This window comes from Pandoraea cepalis (assembly GCF_902459665.1).
Taxonomy (GTDB): Bacteria; Pseudomonadota; Gammaproteobacteria; order Burkholderiales; family Burkholderiaceae; genus Pandoraea; species Pandoraea cepalis.
The window spans coordinates 75485-88586 of record NZ_CABPSL010000010.1 but is presented as its reverse complement, the minus strand read 5'-3'; the positions used below and the strand labels follow the sequence as shown (position 1 = coordinate 88586).

At 64.4% G+C, this 13102-nt stretch carries 13 protein-coding genes; 6 read left to right on the top strand and 7 right to left on the bottom strand.

Annotation, left to right across the window (positions count from 1 at the left end):
• Positions 1-148 precede the first annotated feature (148 nt).
• The gene (locus PCE31106_RS14060) at positions 149-1102 is read right to left on the bottom strand and encodes a LysR family transcriptional regulator (protein ID WP_150563670.1); all 954 of its coding nucleotides are present in this window, start codon (positions 1100-1102) and stop codon (positions 149-151) included.
• 285 nt (positions 1103-1387) lie between these two features.
• Here PCE31106_RS14060 and PCE31106_RS14055 point away from each other — a divergent pair, with 285 nt between their 5' ends.
• From PCE31106_RS14055 to PCE31106_RS14040, 4 genes are all read left to right on the top strand, one after another.
• Entirely contained in the window at positions 1388-1600 is a 213-nt protein-coding gene (locus PCE31106_RS14055; protein ID WP_017231534.1) for a hypothetical protein, read from the top strand.
• Positions 1601-1662: 62 nt separating this feature from the next.
• Positions 1663-2010 carry a hypothetical protein gene (locus tag PCE31106_RS14050; protein WP_017231533.1) on the top strand — a complete coding sequence of 116 codons (348 nt, stop codon included), beginning with the start codon at positions 1663-1665 and terminating at the stop codon, positions 2008-2010.
• Between the two features lie 126 nt (positions 2011-2136).
• Positions 2137-3468 (top strand): O-antigen ligase family protein, encoded by a 1332-nt coding sequence (locus PCE31106_RS14045; protein ID WP_150563669.1) that lies wholly within the window; start codon positions 2137-2139, stop codon positions 3466-3468.
• Positions 3462-4355 carry a glycosyltransferase family 2 protein gene (locus PCE31106_RS14040; RefSeq protein WP_150563668.1) on the top strand — a complete coding sequence of 298 codons (894 nt, stop codon included), beginning with the start codon at positions 3462-3464 and terminating at the stop codon, positions 4353-4355. Before PCE31106_RS14045 ends, PCE31106_RS14040 begins: the two co-directional genes overlap by 7 nt.
• A 93-nt stretch (positions 4356-4448) precedes the next feature.
• Here PCE31106_RS14040 and PCE31106_RS24010 read toward each other — a convergent pair whose 3' ends face one another.
• The gene (locus tag PCE31106_RS24010) at positions 4449-4619 is read right to left on the bottom strand and encodes a hypothetical protein (protein WP_174975192.1); all 171 of its coding nucleotides are present in this window, start codon (positions 4617-4619) and stop codon (positions 4449-4451) included.
• A gap of 122 nt (positions 4620-4741) precedes the next feature.
• Positions 4742-5794 (bottom strand): YeiH family protein, encoded by a 1053-nt coding sequence (locus tag PCE31106_RS14035; protein ID WP_017231530.1) that lies wholly within the window; start codon positions 5792-5794, stop codon positions 4742-4744.
• A gap of 257 nt (positions 5795-6051) precedes the next feature.
• Here PCE31106_RS14035 and PCE31106_RS14030 point away from each other — a divergent pair, with 257 nt between their 5' ends.
• The gene (locus PCE31106_RS14030) at positions 6052-6714 is read left to right on the top strand and encodes a 2-hydroxychromene-2-carboxylate isomerase (RefSeq protein ID WP_150563667.1); all 663 of its coding nucleotides are present in this window, start codon (positions 6052-6054) and stop codon (positions 6712-6714) included.
• Positions 6715-6732: 18 nt separating this feature from the next.
• On the opposite strand, the gene PCE31106_RS14025 is transcribed toward PCE31106_RS14030, so the two are convergent.
• The 4 genes from PCE31106_RS14025 to yfiR all read right to left on the bottom strand — a co-directional run bounded on the left by PCE31106_RS14025 (position 6733) and on the right by yfiR (position 10819).
• Positions 6733-8007: an SGNH/GDSL hydrolase family protein gene (locus tag PCE31106_RS14025; RefSeq protein ID WP_150563666.1), complete on the bottom strand. Its 1275-nt coding sequence runs from the start codon at positions 8005-8007 to the stop codon at positions 6733-6735.
• Positions 8008-8196: 189 nt separating this feature from the next.
• On the bottom strand, positions 8197-8799 hold the full coding sequence (gene yfiB / locus PCE31106_RS14020; protein WP_367649268.1) for an outer membrane lipoprotein YfiB: 603 nt from the start codon (positions 8797-8799) through the stop codon (positions 8197-8199).
• 68 nt (positions 8800-8867) lie between these two features.
• A complete protein-coding gene (gene dgcN, locus PCE31106_RS14015; RefSeq protein WP_150563706.1) occupies positions 8868-10100 on the bottom strand; it encodes a diguanylate cyclase DgcN/YfiN in 1233 nt (410 codons plus the stop codon).
• A gap of 134 nt (positions 10101-10234) precedes the next feature.
• Positions 10235-10819 carry a regulatory sequestration protein YfiR gene (gene yfiR / locus PCE31106_RS14010; protein WP_254441050.1) on the bottom strand — a complete coding sequence of 195 codons (585 nt, stop codon included), beginning with the start codon at positions 10817-10819 and terminating at the stop codon, positions 10235-10237.
• Between the two features lie 465 nt (positions 10820-11284).
• Here yfiR and PCE31106_RS14005 point away from each other — a divergent pair, with 465 nt between their 5' ends.
• Positions 11285-13006, top strand: coding sequence for a putative bifunctional diguanylate cyclase/phosphodiesterase (locus PCE31106_RS14005; RefSeq protein ID WP_150563665.1), 1722 nt, complete (start codon positions 11285-11287; stop codon positions 13004-13006).
• Positions 13007-13102 lie beyond the last annotated feature (96 nt).

The following is a 13102-nucleotide window of genomic DNA, read 5'->3' as shown; positions in this document are numbered from 1 at the left end:
TCGCCGAGTGTGCAAAACGGGGGAAAACGCGTCCAACAAGAAATCAAATTCGCCGCGACAGCAAATTCTTATGACCGATGTCGGACGCCGGTTGCGCGGGGCAGGTGCGCACCCGGCATCGCGAGGGTCAGCGCCAAGCGCGCAAGGCTCAGGATTCGGTGGCGCCCCAGACCGGGGCGGTCATGGCGGCAGCGGGCGGGATGGCGATATCCGGCCCCATGTTCAGGGCAAACTCGCTGGCCGTGCGTTGCGCGAGGCGCGCCACGTTTTCGGCGAGCAGTGCGCCCTGGCGGAACGACCCGACGAACGAGAGATTGGGGAAATGGGCGTTCACGCGCAGCAAATGCAGGCTGTGCTCGCCCAGTTCGCGCTGAATGATGGCTGGCGGCAGCATCGCCACGCCGAAGCCGTCCACGACCAGCCGGATGATGGCCGCGACCGAGGTCATGCAGTTCACGCGCACGGGCCGCTCGGCCGCCACCGAGAACATGCGTTCAAGGGTCTTGTGCGGGCCGGAGTTGCGCGAAAAGCTCACCAGCGGGTACGCCGCCAGATCGGCAACATCGAGCGTTTCGCCTTCGAGATTGAGCTTCGGGCTCGCCACCCAGCGCATCGGAAATTCGGCCAACGGCAAATTCTCGATGCCGGCACCGTGCAGAACGTCGGTCTGCAGCGCGAGGTCGAGCGTACCGGCTTCGAGTTGCTTGCAAAGTCGAATGGTCGTCTCGCTGGTGACTTCGATCTCGAGTTGCGGATATTCGTGGCGAATTCGCGCGGCCAGATCCGGAAACCAGCTATGTACGATCGACTCGACCACACCGATCTTGAGCACCCCCGGCGGCATGTCGGGATCGGTCAACTCGCGTTTCATCTCCTGCCCGAGCATGACGATGCGCTCCGCATACGCCAGCGCCTTCTGCCCGGCCGCCGTGAGCGTGACCTCCCGGGCGCTGCGGTCGAACAGACGCACCCCGAAGCTTTGCTCCAGTGACGCGATCCGGCTCGACACGCCCGCCTGCGTGGTGTGCAGACGTGCGGCCGTCAGACGGAAATTACGCAGCTTGGCGAGCCAGACGAAGGTTTCGAGAAATCGCAGGTTCATGCGGTGTGATGGGCGGTGGTGAGTGCCGGGAGTCCCTGATTCTAGCGGGAACAGAAAACCGGCACCCGAAATGGCCTGGCATGGGACATCCGCGAAAGGTTGTTACGGCCGAGCGTTCCCGCCGTGTTTCGTTTCCGTAACGTTTTATGTCGGATGGCGGTGGCAAGCGTTACCTCGCCCCTTACAAATCATGCACTTAATCATCTCGAGAGGCTTGGCACGAGATTTGCTGGATGTCTTGCAACGGCCCGTCGAGGCCGGAGGGCCGAATTTCTGGAGACTGTCATGGCCATCGCCCATTTCCACCGACCGCATCCGACCGTGGAACTTGCTCGCTGCGTGTTCCGGCAGCATTACATACGCATCATGCAGGCCGATCAGCCCGGCAATTATGCGGTGCTGGTCGACGTTTGGCCGATGGACGGCCGAACCTTCACCAGCATCGATCAGGCCAAGCATGCCGCCATGCTGTTCATCCGAGAGATGGAAAGCGACTGAGTCCGCGTAAGCGATTCCGCGCCAGCGGCCTTGGCGCGGTCAACGAGACGAGATCTTCATTGATGAAACATCACGCCACCCGCCACAGCACCGTCGAGCGCCACATCCTGTCCGCTATCCCGCGCTCGGCCCCCCGCCAGCCGGTCGTGCTGGATCCCGCAGGCGACCCTTATGCCCGTGTCGCGGTCGAGGCGTACGCCGAGGCCTGTGCCCATGAGCAGCCATGGCTGGCGGAGGCCCTGCAACGCCAATATCAGTTGGCCGGCGGCACCCCGTCGAGTGCCGCCGCCCTCTGGCGCGCCTTTCACGAGGCACAGCGGCTGGCCCGCGAAGGCCAGTCGTACGATGAAGCCGCCTGGACTCACGTGGCGCTGCATCTGTGCGGCGTGCTGGGGGCGATGAATTTGTAGTGCTCGTGTTTCCGTCACCTCCCATTTGCGCCCGGGAGGCTCGGCACCGTCGACGAAAATGGGGCAGGCCGAGCATTTCTGGCATACTTCGTGCAAAGCAAATTCCCGAAGTCTGCCAGTTATCCCATGAGCAAGTCCGTAGCGCCGGTGCCTCTCGCGAACCGGCATCTTTATGCGAAGATTTTCGGCGCGCTGATTGTGCTTTTCCCCGCCGCAGCGCTCGCGATTCAGCGTGGCGGGAACACGATCATGTTCCTGACCGTGGCATTGGGCGCCGTCATCCTCATGACGGATCGTCAGCGCGGGGAAGTTTGCTCGCTTATCAAGACGAACCGCCCGGTTCGCGTGTTCGTCCTCTCGCTGTGCCTGCCGTTCTTCGCCGTCCTGATCGTCGAAACGCTCCACGGCAAGATCGTCGCCAATACGCTCGACTCTCCCGTGCGCTTTCTCCTCGCAGCCATCGTTTTTTTCGGACTACGCCGAATTGTCGACGTCATGCCGAAGTGGATTGATCTGACCTTCGGCGTTGGGGCCATTGCGGCGGCCATCCTCGCGTTGTACTCGACGACCGACCTCCTCGCCGCACGCGCCGAGAGCTCATTTCTGAACCCGATTCATTTCGGCGACATCGCGTTGCTGCTTGGCAGTCTCTCGTTGGTCTCGATTCATTGGCTATCGCATGACAGGCCGTGGATCGTCGCCCTCAAGGTGCTCGGTGCCGCCGCGGGCGGATACGCATCCTGGGCCAGCCAATCCCGAGGAGGATGGATTGCGTTGCCTTGTTTGCTGGCCGTCTGGACACTATGGCATAGGCATCCGTCCAGCCTGTCACGTCGACGTGCGATCGCGCTCGTCGCCGCCCTATTGCTGGCGAGCACCTTCGCGTCGCAAATGGTTCGCGATCGGTTTGAAGAGGTCCGGACCGACCTGATGAGTCTGGCGGCCGGCAAACCCGATACGTCCGTCGGCATCCGGCTTGAGTTATGGAAAGCGGCGGGCAAGCTCATTGAGGAACGTCCGGTGCTGGGACTGGGCGCGCATGGTTATCGAGACGCCATGCCCGCGATGGCAGCGGCGGGTACGTTGACACCGCTGGCGGCTGACTACGGCAAGGGCGAGGTTCACAATCAGATCCTGGCTTACGCCGTCGACTACGGCTTGCTGGGTGTGTTGTGCATTCTCGGCGTCTACCTTGGCCCTGCCTATTTCTTCATTCGCGCCGCCCGGATTCGCGAAGGTCATGCCCAGCAGCGCGCCGCCCTCATGGGACTGATGACCGCCGTTGCCTTTGCCATCTTCGGCTTGACCGTCGAGACGTTCAATCTGAAGGTCACCGTCGGTTTCTACTCGACGATGTTGGCGTTGTTCGCAGCCTTCGCCTATCCTGTCGACCCTTCGGTCGACACGGCCGACGACAAGGCCTCAGTCGCCCGGCATTCATGCCCTCCCCCATGCTAAGCATCCTGATCCCGACCTGGAACAACCTGCCGTTCCTCAAGCTTTGCATCGATAGTGTTCGCCGTCATTCCGGCGAGGCGCATGAAATCCTCGTGCACGTCAACGATGGGAGCGACGGCACGCTGGCGTGGGTTCGCGAACAGGGCTTGCGTCACACGCACAGCGTCGGCAACGTGGGGGTCTGCCTCGCGCTGAATCAGCTTGCGCCACTGGCATCGCACGATCAGTTGCTCTTCCTGAACGACGACATGTTCGTCACCCCCGGCTGGGACACCGCGCTCATCGACGCCGCCCGTACGCTCGACACGCCGATCTATTACCTCTCGTCGGTGATGATCGAACCGAACGCCGGCGTCAGCAAACAAGTGGTATCGCACGACTTCGGCACGACCCCGCAGACGTTTGACGAAACCGCCCTGCTGGCCTTCGCCGCCTCGCTGAACCGCGGCGACGTGAACGGCGTGCCCACGCAGCCCACGCTGGTGAGCCGCGGGCTATGGCATCTGGTCGGCGGCTACAGCATCGAATTCGGGCCGGGCATGAGCAGCGACGACGACTTTCTGATGAAGTTGTGGCTCGTCGGCTGCCGCACCTTCCGTATCGTGGGCAAAAGCGTCGTGTATCACTTCGGCTGCCGCTCGACCGGACGTGTGGTGAAGAATCGCGGCAGTCGCGAGTTCTTGATGAAGTGGGGGATGACGCAGGCCGAGTTCAAGCGCGACTACCTCGATCTGGCCGGCACGCCGGCCGGTGCCGCGCTGCCTAACGTCCCCCGCCCCAGCGGCAAGAGCCGCATCAAGCGCGCGCTACATGGCAGCAAACCTTATCCGCTCGAAGATCTCGAACGCTGGGACCCCAACGTGCCGCAGCATTTGAAGCTGGACTGAGCGGCGCAGCCAACGCACTTCCGTCGGCCGACACGCGTCAGCCGCATGGCGTGAATCCTGCACGAATGGTCCGAAACGCCGAATGTCCGGCCATCAATGCCGAGGGTGACGAATTTTCGCCCACGCGTGCTCGACTCGTTGCACCGCGCGATGATCGGGGTGTCGCGTCCACCACAGCCCCAACTCCCACACCATCCCGGCCAGCAGCACGATCACGGCCAGGGCACCGATCGTGTACCACATCTCACCAAAAGACGTTGTCATGACGGCCTCCCGAAAGGCATCACGGACGACCCGCGGCCGTCCGTGATTCCATTCTAGGCGACGTAACCCGGCTCGACCGCCGGATCCGCCCTACTTGAGCATGACGTCCGTCTGCCGGCGCGTCAGAGCTGCCCCATGGCCAGTTGCACCGCCAGACTGCTCACCGACACGGCGGCCCATACGCCCAGCCCAAGCAGGATAGGACGCAGGCCGGTCGATGCCATGCGACGCAGGTTCGATGACAGGCCAATGGCCGTGAGGGCGACGATGATCAGGAATTCGGCCGCATCGTGAATCCAGGGTTGCAGTTCAGCCGGCACAAACCCCGCCGTGCGCGCCCCCGATGCGACCAGGAAGCCGAGAATGAACCACGGGAAGATGCGGGCGAGGCTGAAGTTGGCGGCCCCGGCACGCTTGGCGCGGTACGCCACAATCGCCGCCAGCGCCAGGCAGATAGGGATGATCAGCGTGGCACGCGTGAGCTTGACGATGGTCGCGTAGTCGCCTGCGGTCTTGCTGTAGCTGTAACCGGCAGCGACCACCGACGAGGTATCGTTGATCGCCGTACCCGCCCACATACCAAATCCCAGATCGGACAGATGCAACAGGTGACCGAGCATCGGGAACAGCACCACGGCCGCAATATTGAACAGGAAGATCGTCGAGATCGCGAACGCCGTTTCGTGGTCGTCCGGCTTGATGATGGGGGTGACGGCCGCGATGGCCGATCCGCCGCAGATCGCCGTGCCGATGCCGATGAGCAGCTTGAGCTTGCCGCCCACGCCCAGTGCGCGGCCCAGCGCCCAGGCCGACAGACCGGCGGCGGTGACCGTCACGGCCGTGACTGCCAGGGACTCCAGTCCCGTATGGGCGACCTGCGACAGGCTCAGGCCGAAGCCGAGGGCGATGATCGACCACTGAAGCACATACTTCGAGGCGAACCGGATACCCGCTTCATAGCGTGCACCGGGCGAGAACACGTTACGAACGACGATACCCAGCAAAATGCCGAACACGGGGCCGCCGACCAACGGCATCTGACGCCCCAGCAACAGCGCGACAAATGCGATGACGGTCGAGAGAATCAGACCTGCCCACGGATTCTGACGATCCGGTACCAGCGCGTTGGGACGGCTGGCCGTGGGGGGGTGAGTCGTATCGGTTTTTGTTGTCATCGCAGCCTCTCTTCTGGAATGACTACAAGTCTACGAACGTCGATTCAATAATAAAAATCGTTATATCGGATACGAATTATCTAAAATTACGATAATTATCTCCGCCGCACGTCACGTCCCGAATCGAAGGCGTTGTTCCCCCGCGTTTGCGCCTTCGTTGGCGCATGACACCGCAAACCAACCCCTGCCGTGGGCCGCTACACTCTCCGAAACCCGAGAAGCGTCGATCAGACCCCCTACCCCGGAGACCGAGCCCCATGTCGCAAGCTGCCAACACCCCCGCGCGCCGCGCACAGTGGTATTTCGATTTCGCGTCTCCCTTCTCGTACCTGCAATTCGAGCGGTTCGACACGCTGCCGCGCTGGCTCGACATCGACCTCAAGCCGATCGTGCTCGGCGCGATCCTTGCGCATCTGCAAACGCAGGGGCCCGCAGAGACACCGCACAAACGCCTCTTCACGTACCGCATGGCGCAGTTCCGCGCCGAGCAAGACGGCATTAAGTACCGAATGCCGCCCGTCCACCCATTTCATCCGATCCGTGTACTGCGCCTGGCGATAGCGCTCGGCGCGACCCATGACGTGGTGCGTACGATCTACCGTTTCATCTGGGCCGAAGGGCGCGATGTCACCGACCCGCAGGGCTGGCAGGATCTGAGCGAACGCCTTGGGCTGCGCGCCGACGAAGCCGTCGCCCTGACGGAAGCTCCGGCGGTCAAGGCCGCCTTGCGCGAAAACACCGACGCCGCGATGGCCGCAGGCGTGTTTGGCGTGCCGACGTTCGCGTTCGACGGGGTGCTGTATTGGGGAGACGACGCGACTGCGCTGTTCCGCCACTGCCTCGCTCATCCGGCGTGGTTGCATTCGCCCGATGTCGAGCGCCTGCAACACATCACGATCGGCGTAAGGCGTGAGGGCTGACAACGCGCTGTCTTGCGCTTACTTCGCCCCGCCGAGGACCAGCGGAAGGGGCACGGCGTCGGCCATGGCGGCGTAGCCCGCATCGCTGGGGTGGGTGCCGTCGCCGCTATCGAGACGCGGCAACATGCGCGTGGGCTGGGCGGGATCGCGTAGCGCGGCGTCGAAATCGATGACACCGTCAAAGGCCCCGCTCGTTCGCACCCATTGGTTGACCGCATCACGTACCGCCTCGCGCTCGGGCGGCAGTTTGCCCGGCGGGATGGTCGTGCCGAGGATGCGAACGTGGCGCGAGCGCGCGGCGGCGATCAGCGATTGATACCCCGCGATCATCTCGGGTGCGGTCACGATCACATGCGGCACATCGCAGTCGAGCCCCGCATGGGGCAGCACGTAACCGAAATTGATATCGTTGATGCCGATTTGCACGACGACGGTTCGCACGCCGGGCTGTTCCAACGCGTCGCGCCGGAAGCGAGCGACGAGCCGCTCGCCGTAGCAGGCCGAATCGTGCAGCAGGCGATTGCCGCTGATGCCGAGATTGAGCACGGCAATATCGCGCCGTCCGGCATTCTCGAGCCGCCGCGCCAGCCCATCCGGCCAACGCCGATTCGCATTCAGCGTGCTGCGCATGCCGTCCGTGATCGAGTCGCCGATGGCGACGATCGCTTGTGCGGGCCGCTCCGGCACCACGCTGACGCCGGCCAGCCAAAGTGTATTCGTGAAGCGCTTCGGATAAGCCGATGCCTGTGCCGCATCGACAAAGTCACCGGCGCCACTCAGAAACGCCGTCTCCTGCGCAATCTTGTGCCAAGTCGTCGGGGGGGTGGCTTCGCGCGTGAACAGGCTGACCGCCAGTGGCGTTCCGGCGCGAACTGCGAACGGCAACGGGTCGCTCTCGAGCGAGGCCCCCGGTGCGATCCGCGCCGTCGGCTGAGCGCCGAACGTCATCTCGCGCAGACTACCGGCATCGACAGCCGCGCCGCGTAGTGCCACAGCGAGGCTCGCCCGCTCGATCACCAGCGGCTGCGTGCCGTAAGCGTTCGAAAAACGCACGCGCACTTCACCGCCCGAGAGTGTTGGATAGACGATCTGACGCACGGTACGCCCGCCCACGGCCGGCGCTCGGTTGAACGACGGCGCCGCTGGATGTTGCGCCACCGCTTGCGGTGCCGTCGCCCACACGCCGACGCGCGCGTTCTGCGCGAAGACCGTCGTCGCCGCAGCCGTCGCCACGATAGCGAGCAGCGCACGGATCAGGACAACAGGTCGCGCACGGCGCAGGCGGGCAGGCATACCGTCGGCAGCGGAAGACCGGGAAATCAGAAACGTCGGGAGCATCGGGACAACGTGGGCAGTTCAGCCGGAATCGCCCGGCGGCAGCCGTCATTGTGCCTGATTGTGGTCGTTGGCAAAGGTTGACGTCACTACCGAGGGGACCGCGGCCCCCCAGGTTTGGCAGAGCGAAACGGGATGTGTCGTCGCTCAGCGCGTGGAGATCACGATGGCAACACGCCGGTTCTGGGCGCGGCCGGTCGCCGTGCTGTTATCCGCAACGGGATTGCGCTTGCCTGCCCCGATCGTCTGAATGGCTGCACGCTGCATGCCCGCCTCGACCAGCACGTTGGCCACCACGTCGGCGCGGCGGGCCGAAAGCTGCTCGTTGTAGGTATCGCTGCCCACTGAATCGGTATAACCATAGACGCTCACGCTGTTCAGGCCAACCTTCAGGAGCGTGCGGCCGATGCGAGCCACTGTCTGGCGTGCCGCATCGTGAATCACAAACTCGTCGGTATCGAACAACACCTTGTCGGACAAGCCGAACTCCCAACCGTCGTCGGTTTGCGTAAAGCCTTCAGATTTCAGCGCCGCGATCTGCTCGGCCGTCAGGCCGTGCACGGGCGTGGTCTGGCAGCCCGCCAGGGCGGCAAATCCCACCAGGCACACCAGCCCCATCAGCCTGCGAGCCAACGCCTTCCATCGAGCGAGGGCGCGAGCGCCACGGGCCACCATTGCGCGGTGCGAAAGGTCAGAATGCGAGTCGTGCGTGTCGTGCGTTTCAACAGCGAAGTCCAAAGCAGATCCCATGGCAGTGTGTCATCCGGTCGTCAATTATGGTTATGGTGTTCATCCAGCATGGCGCAATTCACGTTGGTTCACCCTTTGGGACTCCCCGCCACAAACCAGGTGCCGACGCCAGCACGCTTGGCCTGATACATGGCCGCGTCCGCCGTGCGCAGCAGCGCGGCGGCGTCCTCGGCGTGGGTCGGGTACAACGCGACACCGATACTCATCGATGTGACGATTTCGCCGCCATCCGGCAGCACAATCGGTTTTTCCATCGCCACGAGCAGACTCTGCGCGAGACGCACGGCATTCGACGTCTGTCGCACGCCCACGAGCATGACGGCGAACTCGTCGCCGCCCAGACGCGCCACCAGATCGCCCTCGCGCAGCGGCTGGCGCAGACGCTCGGCAATGGTCATCAACACCACGTCACCCGCACCGTGCCCTCGTTGGTCGTTGATTTCCTTGAAACGGTCGCTGTCGAGATAGAGCAGCGCGACGTGCGTGCCCATTTCGCGCGCGTCGGCAAGCGCCTGCACCAGGCGCGATTCGAAATACGCCCGGTTCGGCAGCCCCGTCAGCCGATCGTGATTGGCCTGGTGCGCGAGCGTGGCATTTTGCGCGCGCAAGTGATTCTGCCACCCCTCGAATTCGTCGAGCAGTGCGTTGAAGTCATCGCCGAGTTCCTTCAGTTCTGCCAGTGGCGTCGCCGCCACGCGCTGATGAAACGCTCGCTCGCGGCGCACCGCGTGCGCCACTTCCGCCAGTGCCCGCAACGGTTTGACGATATCGCGGTGCATCCGTTTGGCCAGGACGTTCGCCACGGCGAACGTCACCAGCAGGCAGGCGAGCACGCCGCCTACCCCGCTCAGCAGGAAAAGGAAGAACTGATGCCCCTGCCCCTGCACATCGATAGTGCCGACGACTTTTCCGTCATGACGAATCGGCATTGTCACGGGTCCGGGCAGCGCGACGTTCGCGATCACGCGCTCGACTTGTGTCAGGGCGCCGCCGTCCGGACGACGCCACTGCGCGAACGGCGCATTGTTCGCATCGAACACCCGCACCTGAGCAAGGTCCTCGTCGCTCGCGATGAGCGCAATCGCTTCCTGAGCCGCCAGGCGGTCGCCAAACACGACCGCGGCCTCCGTGGTGTAGGCAAGCGAGCGCCCGATCAGCAGAAGATTGTTCTCGGCATACGCGCGCAAGGCGATCCACGCCACCAGCGACAGCGAGACCGCTGCGAGCACGACGGCGGACACGGCCAGACGCAAGTGGGTACGGCGCAGCATGCCCTGCAACGACGGCCGGCGACCGCGCATCGGGTCGGGCGCCGCGAGATGCGATGTCGCCAACGGCGGCTCACGTTCGCCTTCGGCCGACGCATCGGCAGGCAGCAGGCCGGCGACCGACGACGCGCCGGGCGGCAAGGGCGGGGATGAAGGACGATGGGTCGTCATGGTGTCCCCGGCTTTCGTGCCAGCTTGAGCACGTTGGGGTGGACACGAACGCCACTCCGCGCAACGGTGTCGAGGTTGATGTCGAACGTCACTCGCTCCGTATCGACGTTCAGGCAGAACATGACCCCGAGCGTGCATGAGTCGTTCCGCTCGCTGATCGTCAGGATGGGGTGACCGGCGAGGTTCGCCAGCAATTGCCGACGCTCGGTGTCACTCACGGCACCGAGATACAACGCGTCGCATGACGAACCAATGGCAGGCTCCGTCACCGCAACACGCTTCGCCTCGACCGGCAAGCCCAGGGTGGGCAACGGCCCGGCGAGCAGATCGCGCGCGTAGTCGGTATTGCCGACCACGCACAGTCGCACCTTGGCGGGGTCCGTCGGCCAGCGGGTGAAACTGATGATGCCGAGCACCACCTGTCGCACGTTGGCGTCCCGCGCGTTGGGTGCAGCGGCGGGCTCCGGCGTCTGTGCAAATGCGCTGCCGAACGTGGCCCAGCACACGAGCCACAGAAAACACGCCAGGGGCGCGCGCAGACGAAGCGGCATCCGACGTTCGCGCCAGAGGCCCCGGGTCATGCCGCTCGTTGATGTCCACGCGTTATGCAACGCTCTCTTCCTTTTGCCGAATGTCGGTGGTGGCGGGCACGTCACGCGACGCTTGACCGGCGTGCTGCGCAAACCCGCGTGAATCAGGCCGCATCATACCGAAGGGATCGCGCTCGGGCCATAGCAATGCCCCGGTCGCCCCCGCCGCGAGCGGTGTATTGCCGTCGCTGGCCGCCGCGATTCAAGGCGCGCCTGCGGCGGATCACAGCCCACAGCATGCGCGTGCCCACGCATTTTCGGAACCCCCATCGCCCCCGCGTTTTCCCTTGCCCGCGCGCGCTTTCCTCATGGCAGAATGGTACGCACAACCATTTGAAAAACAAAAGAAATTTGGCGATCCGATCTCTCGATTTTCGAGATAAAAATCGCGACGCCAGGGAGGTGTTGCATGACGTTCCTGAAGTCCGGCTTGGCCGGCTTTCGGGGGGACCGGGCATGAACGATCCCGTGCCTCGTCGGGTGCCCGACGTACAAGCCGAGTTGAGCCGCGCCGCGCTCGACAGTGCGCCCTATGCCATGTTCGTTTGCACGGACGACGGCATGCTCGAGCGAATGAACGGCGCGTTCACGCGGCTGACGGGCCATCGCCCCGATGACCTGCTGGGCAAGCGCAGCTTCCTGTCGTTGCTCGATCCGTCCGAGCTGACGCGTCGTCGCCTGCCAGCGCTGGCCAGTCTGTCGGCTACCGAAGCGGTACCGTACGACGACGAATGGCATCTGCTCACACATGTGCGCAGTTGGCTGCCCGTACGGCTGGCGCTTTCCTGCGTCGAACATGCCCCCGGCGAACGACGCTGGGTGGGCATCGTGCTCGACCTCTCGCAACAGGTGCAGGTGGCGTCCCGGCTCTGGTACGTCACGCATCACGACCCGGTCACCCAGTTGCCCAACCAGACGCTGCTCAACGAACGGCTCGAACTGGCGATTCATCGGTGCGCGCGCCAGCAGGTCGGGCTGACGGTTTTGCTGATCGAACTCGATCACCTGCGCCAATTGCGCAGCACCTTCGGTCCACCGACCGCAGAGCTGGCGCTGCGCATCGCCGCGGAACGCCTGCGCGAAGCCAGCGGCCCCGAAGACGCCCTCGCGTGCCTCGGCGGCAGCCGTTTCGTCATCGTCACCAACGAAACGGGCGACGGCGCGCGTCTGTTCGCCGCTCGAATTCAGGCACGGCTCGCCCAATGGGCCGACGTCGACCAGAATGCCGTCGCGCTCGACGCGAGCATCGGCTTGGTCAGCTATCCCGAACACGGCCATACCCCCGACACGCTGCTGCGCCGCGCCCACATTGCGCTGGGTATCGCCAGCGCCGCCGGTGGCGGACTGCGCGTCTTCAGCAGCGAGATGGACGCGCAGACGCGGCGGCGCAACGAACTCGAGAGTCTGTTGCGCGTCGCGGTGCATGAGCAGGCGCACACGCAACTGCATCTCGTGTACCAGCCGCAAGTCAGTCTGTCCGACGGCGAGATCCGCCACGCAGAAACGCTTCTGCGCTGGCGTCACCCGGCGCTGGGGGTCATCGGGCCGGCAGAATTCATCCCGATCGCGGAAACCTCGGGACTGATCCTGCCGCTGGGCGAATGGGTGATGCAAACGGCCTGCCGCGAGGCGAGCCGTCTGCTGCGGCGGTGCGGCCATCTGCCGCGCATCTCCGTCAACGTGTCGGCGCAGCAGTTCGCACGGCAGGACGTCGTGGGCATGGTCGAGCGTGCCCTGAGCGCGCATGCGCTGGAACCTCGCCACCTGGAGATCGAGATCACGGAAACCGTGCTGCTCGGGGACTCGAGCGCCGCGGTCGGTTGTCTGCGCTCACTGCACGACATGGGTGTCGAGATCGCCGTCGACGACTTCGGCACGGGGTATGCCAGCCTCGCCTATCTGACCCGTTTCCCCGTCAATCGCCTCAAGATCGACCAGACTTTCGTGCGCGACATGCTCACGCATGCCCACAGCCATGCCATCGTGAGCGCGATTGTTGCGATGGCCCACTCGCTCGGCCTGCGCGTGACGGCCGAGGGCGTGGAGACGCAGGCGCAGGCCCAGCGGCTCACCGAGCTGGGGTGCGACGAAGCGCAGGGATTCTGGTTCGCTCGGCCGGTCGACATGGGCGGCTTTTATCACATCGTGGCACCGCTGGGCAGCGGCGCGCGACGCTGACGCTCGCCGCCGAGCCGCGATTGTTGCCCCCAGCCCCGCTATTTCCGCAGACATGGCGTGTCAAGACTCGCGCGCGTCTTGAGAACGCGGTATGGT

Excerpts from the sequence above, each read along its gene's own strand:
- dgcN (WP_150563706.1), bottom strand. The coding sequence starts at position 10,100 with ATGCGCGGTCGCCGGCCGTCGTTGCAGGGCATGCTGCGCCGTACCCAC.
- PCE31106_RS24010 (WP_174975192.1), bottom strand. The coding sequence starts at position 4,619 with ATGACAACGTCTTTTGGTGAGATGTGGTACACGATCGGTGCCCTGGCC.
- PCE31106_RS14025 (WP_150563666.1), bottom strand. The coding sequence starts at position 8,007 with ATGCCTGCCCGCCTGCGCCGTGCGCGACCTGTTGTCCTGATCCGTGCG.
- PCE31106_RS14005 (WP_150563665.1), top strand. The coding sequence starts at position 11,285 with ATGAACGATCCCGTGCCTCGTCGGGTGCCCGACGTACAAGCCGAGTTG.
- PCE31106_RS14050 (WP_017231533.1), top strand. The coding sequence starts at position 1,663 with ATGAAACATCACGCCACCCGCCACAGCACCGTCGAGCGCCACATCCTG.
- PCE31106_RS14035 (WP_017231530.1), bottom strand. The coding sequence starts at position 5,794 with ATGACAACAAAAACCGATACGACTCACCCCCCCACGGCCAGCCGTCCC.
- PCE31106_RS14045 (WP_150563669.1), top strand. The coding sequence starts at position 2,137 with ATGAGCAAGTCCGTAGCGCCGGTGCCTCTCGCGAACCGGCATCTTTAT.
- PCE31106_RS14030 (WP_150563667.1), top strand. The coding sequence starts at position 6,052 with ATGTCGCAAGCTGCCAACACCCCCGCGCGCCGCGCACAGTGGTATTTC.
- PCE31106_RS14055 (WP_017231534.1), top strand. The coding sequence starts at position 1,388 with ATGGCCATCGCCCATTTCCACCGACCGCATCCGACCGTGGAACTTGCT.
- PCE31106_RS14040 (WP_150563668.1), top strand. The coding sequence starts at position 3,462 with ATGCTAAGCATCCTGATCCCGACCTGGAACAACCTGCCGTTCCTCAAG.
- yfiB (WP_367649268.1), bottom strand. The coding sequence starts at position 8,799 with ATGGGATCTGCTTTGGACTTCGCTGTTGAAACGCACGACACGCACGAC.
- yfiR (WP_254441050.1), bottom strand. The coding sequence starts at position 10,819 with ATGACCCGGGGCCTCTGGCGCGAACGTCGGATGCCGCTTCGTCTGCGC.
- PCE31106_RS14060 (WP_150563670.1), bottom strand. The coding sequence starts at position 1,102 with ATGAACCTGCGATTTCTCGAAACCTTCGTCTGGCTCGCCAAGCTGCGT.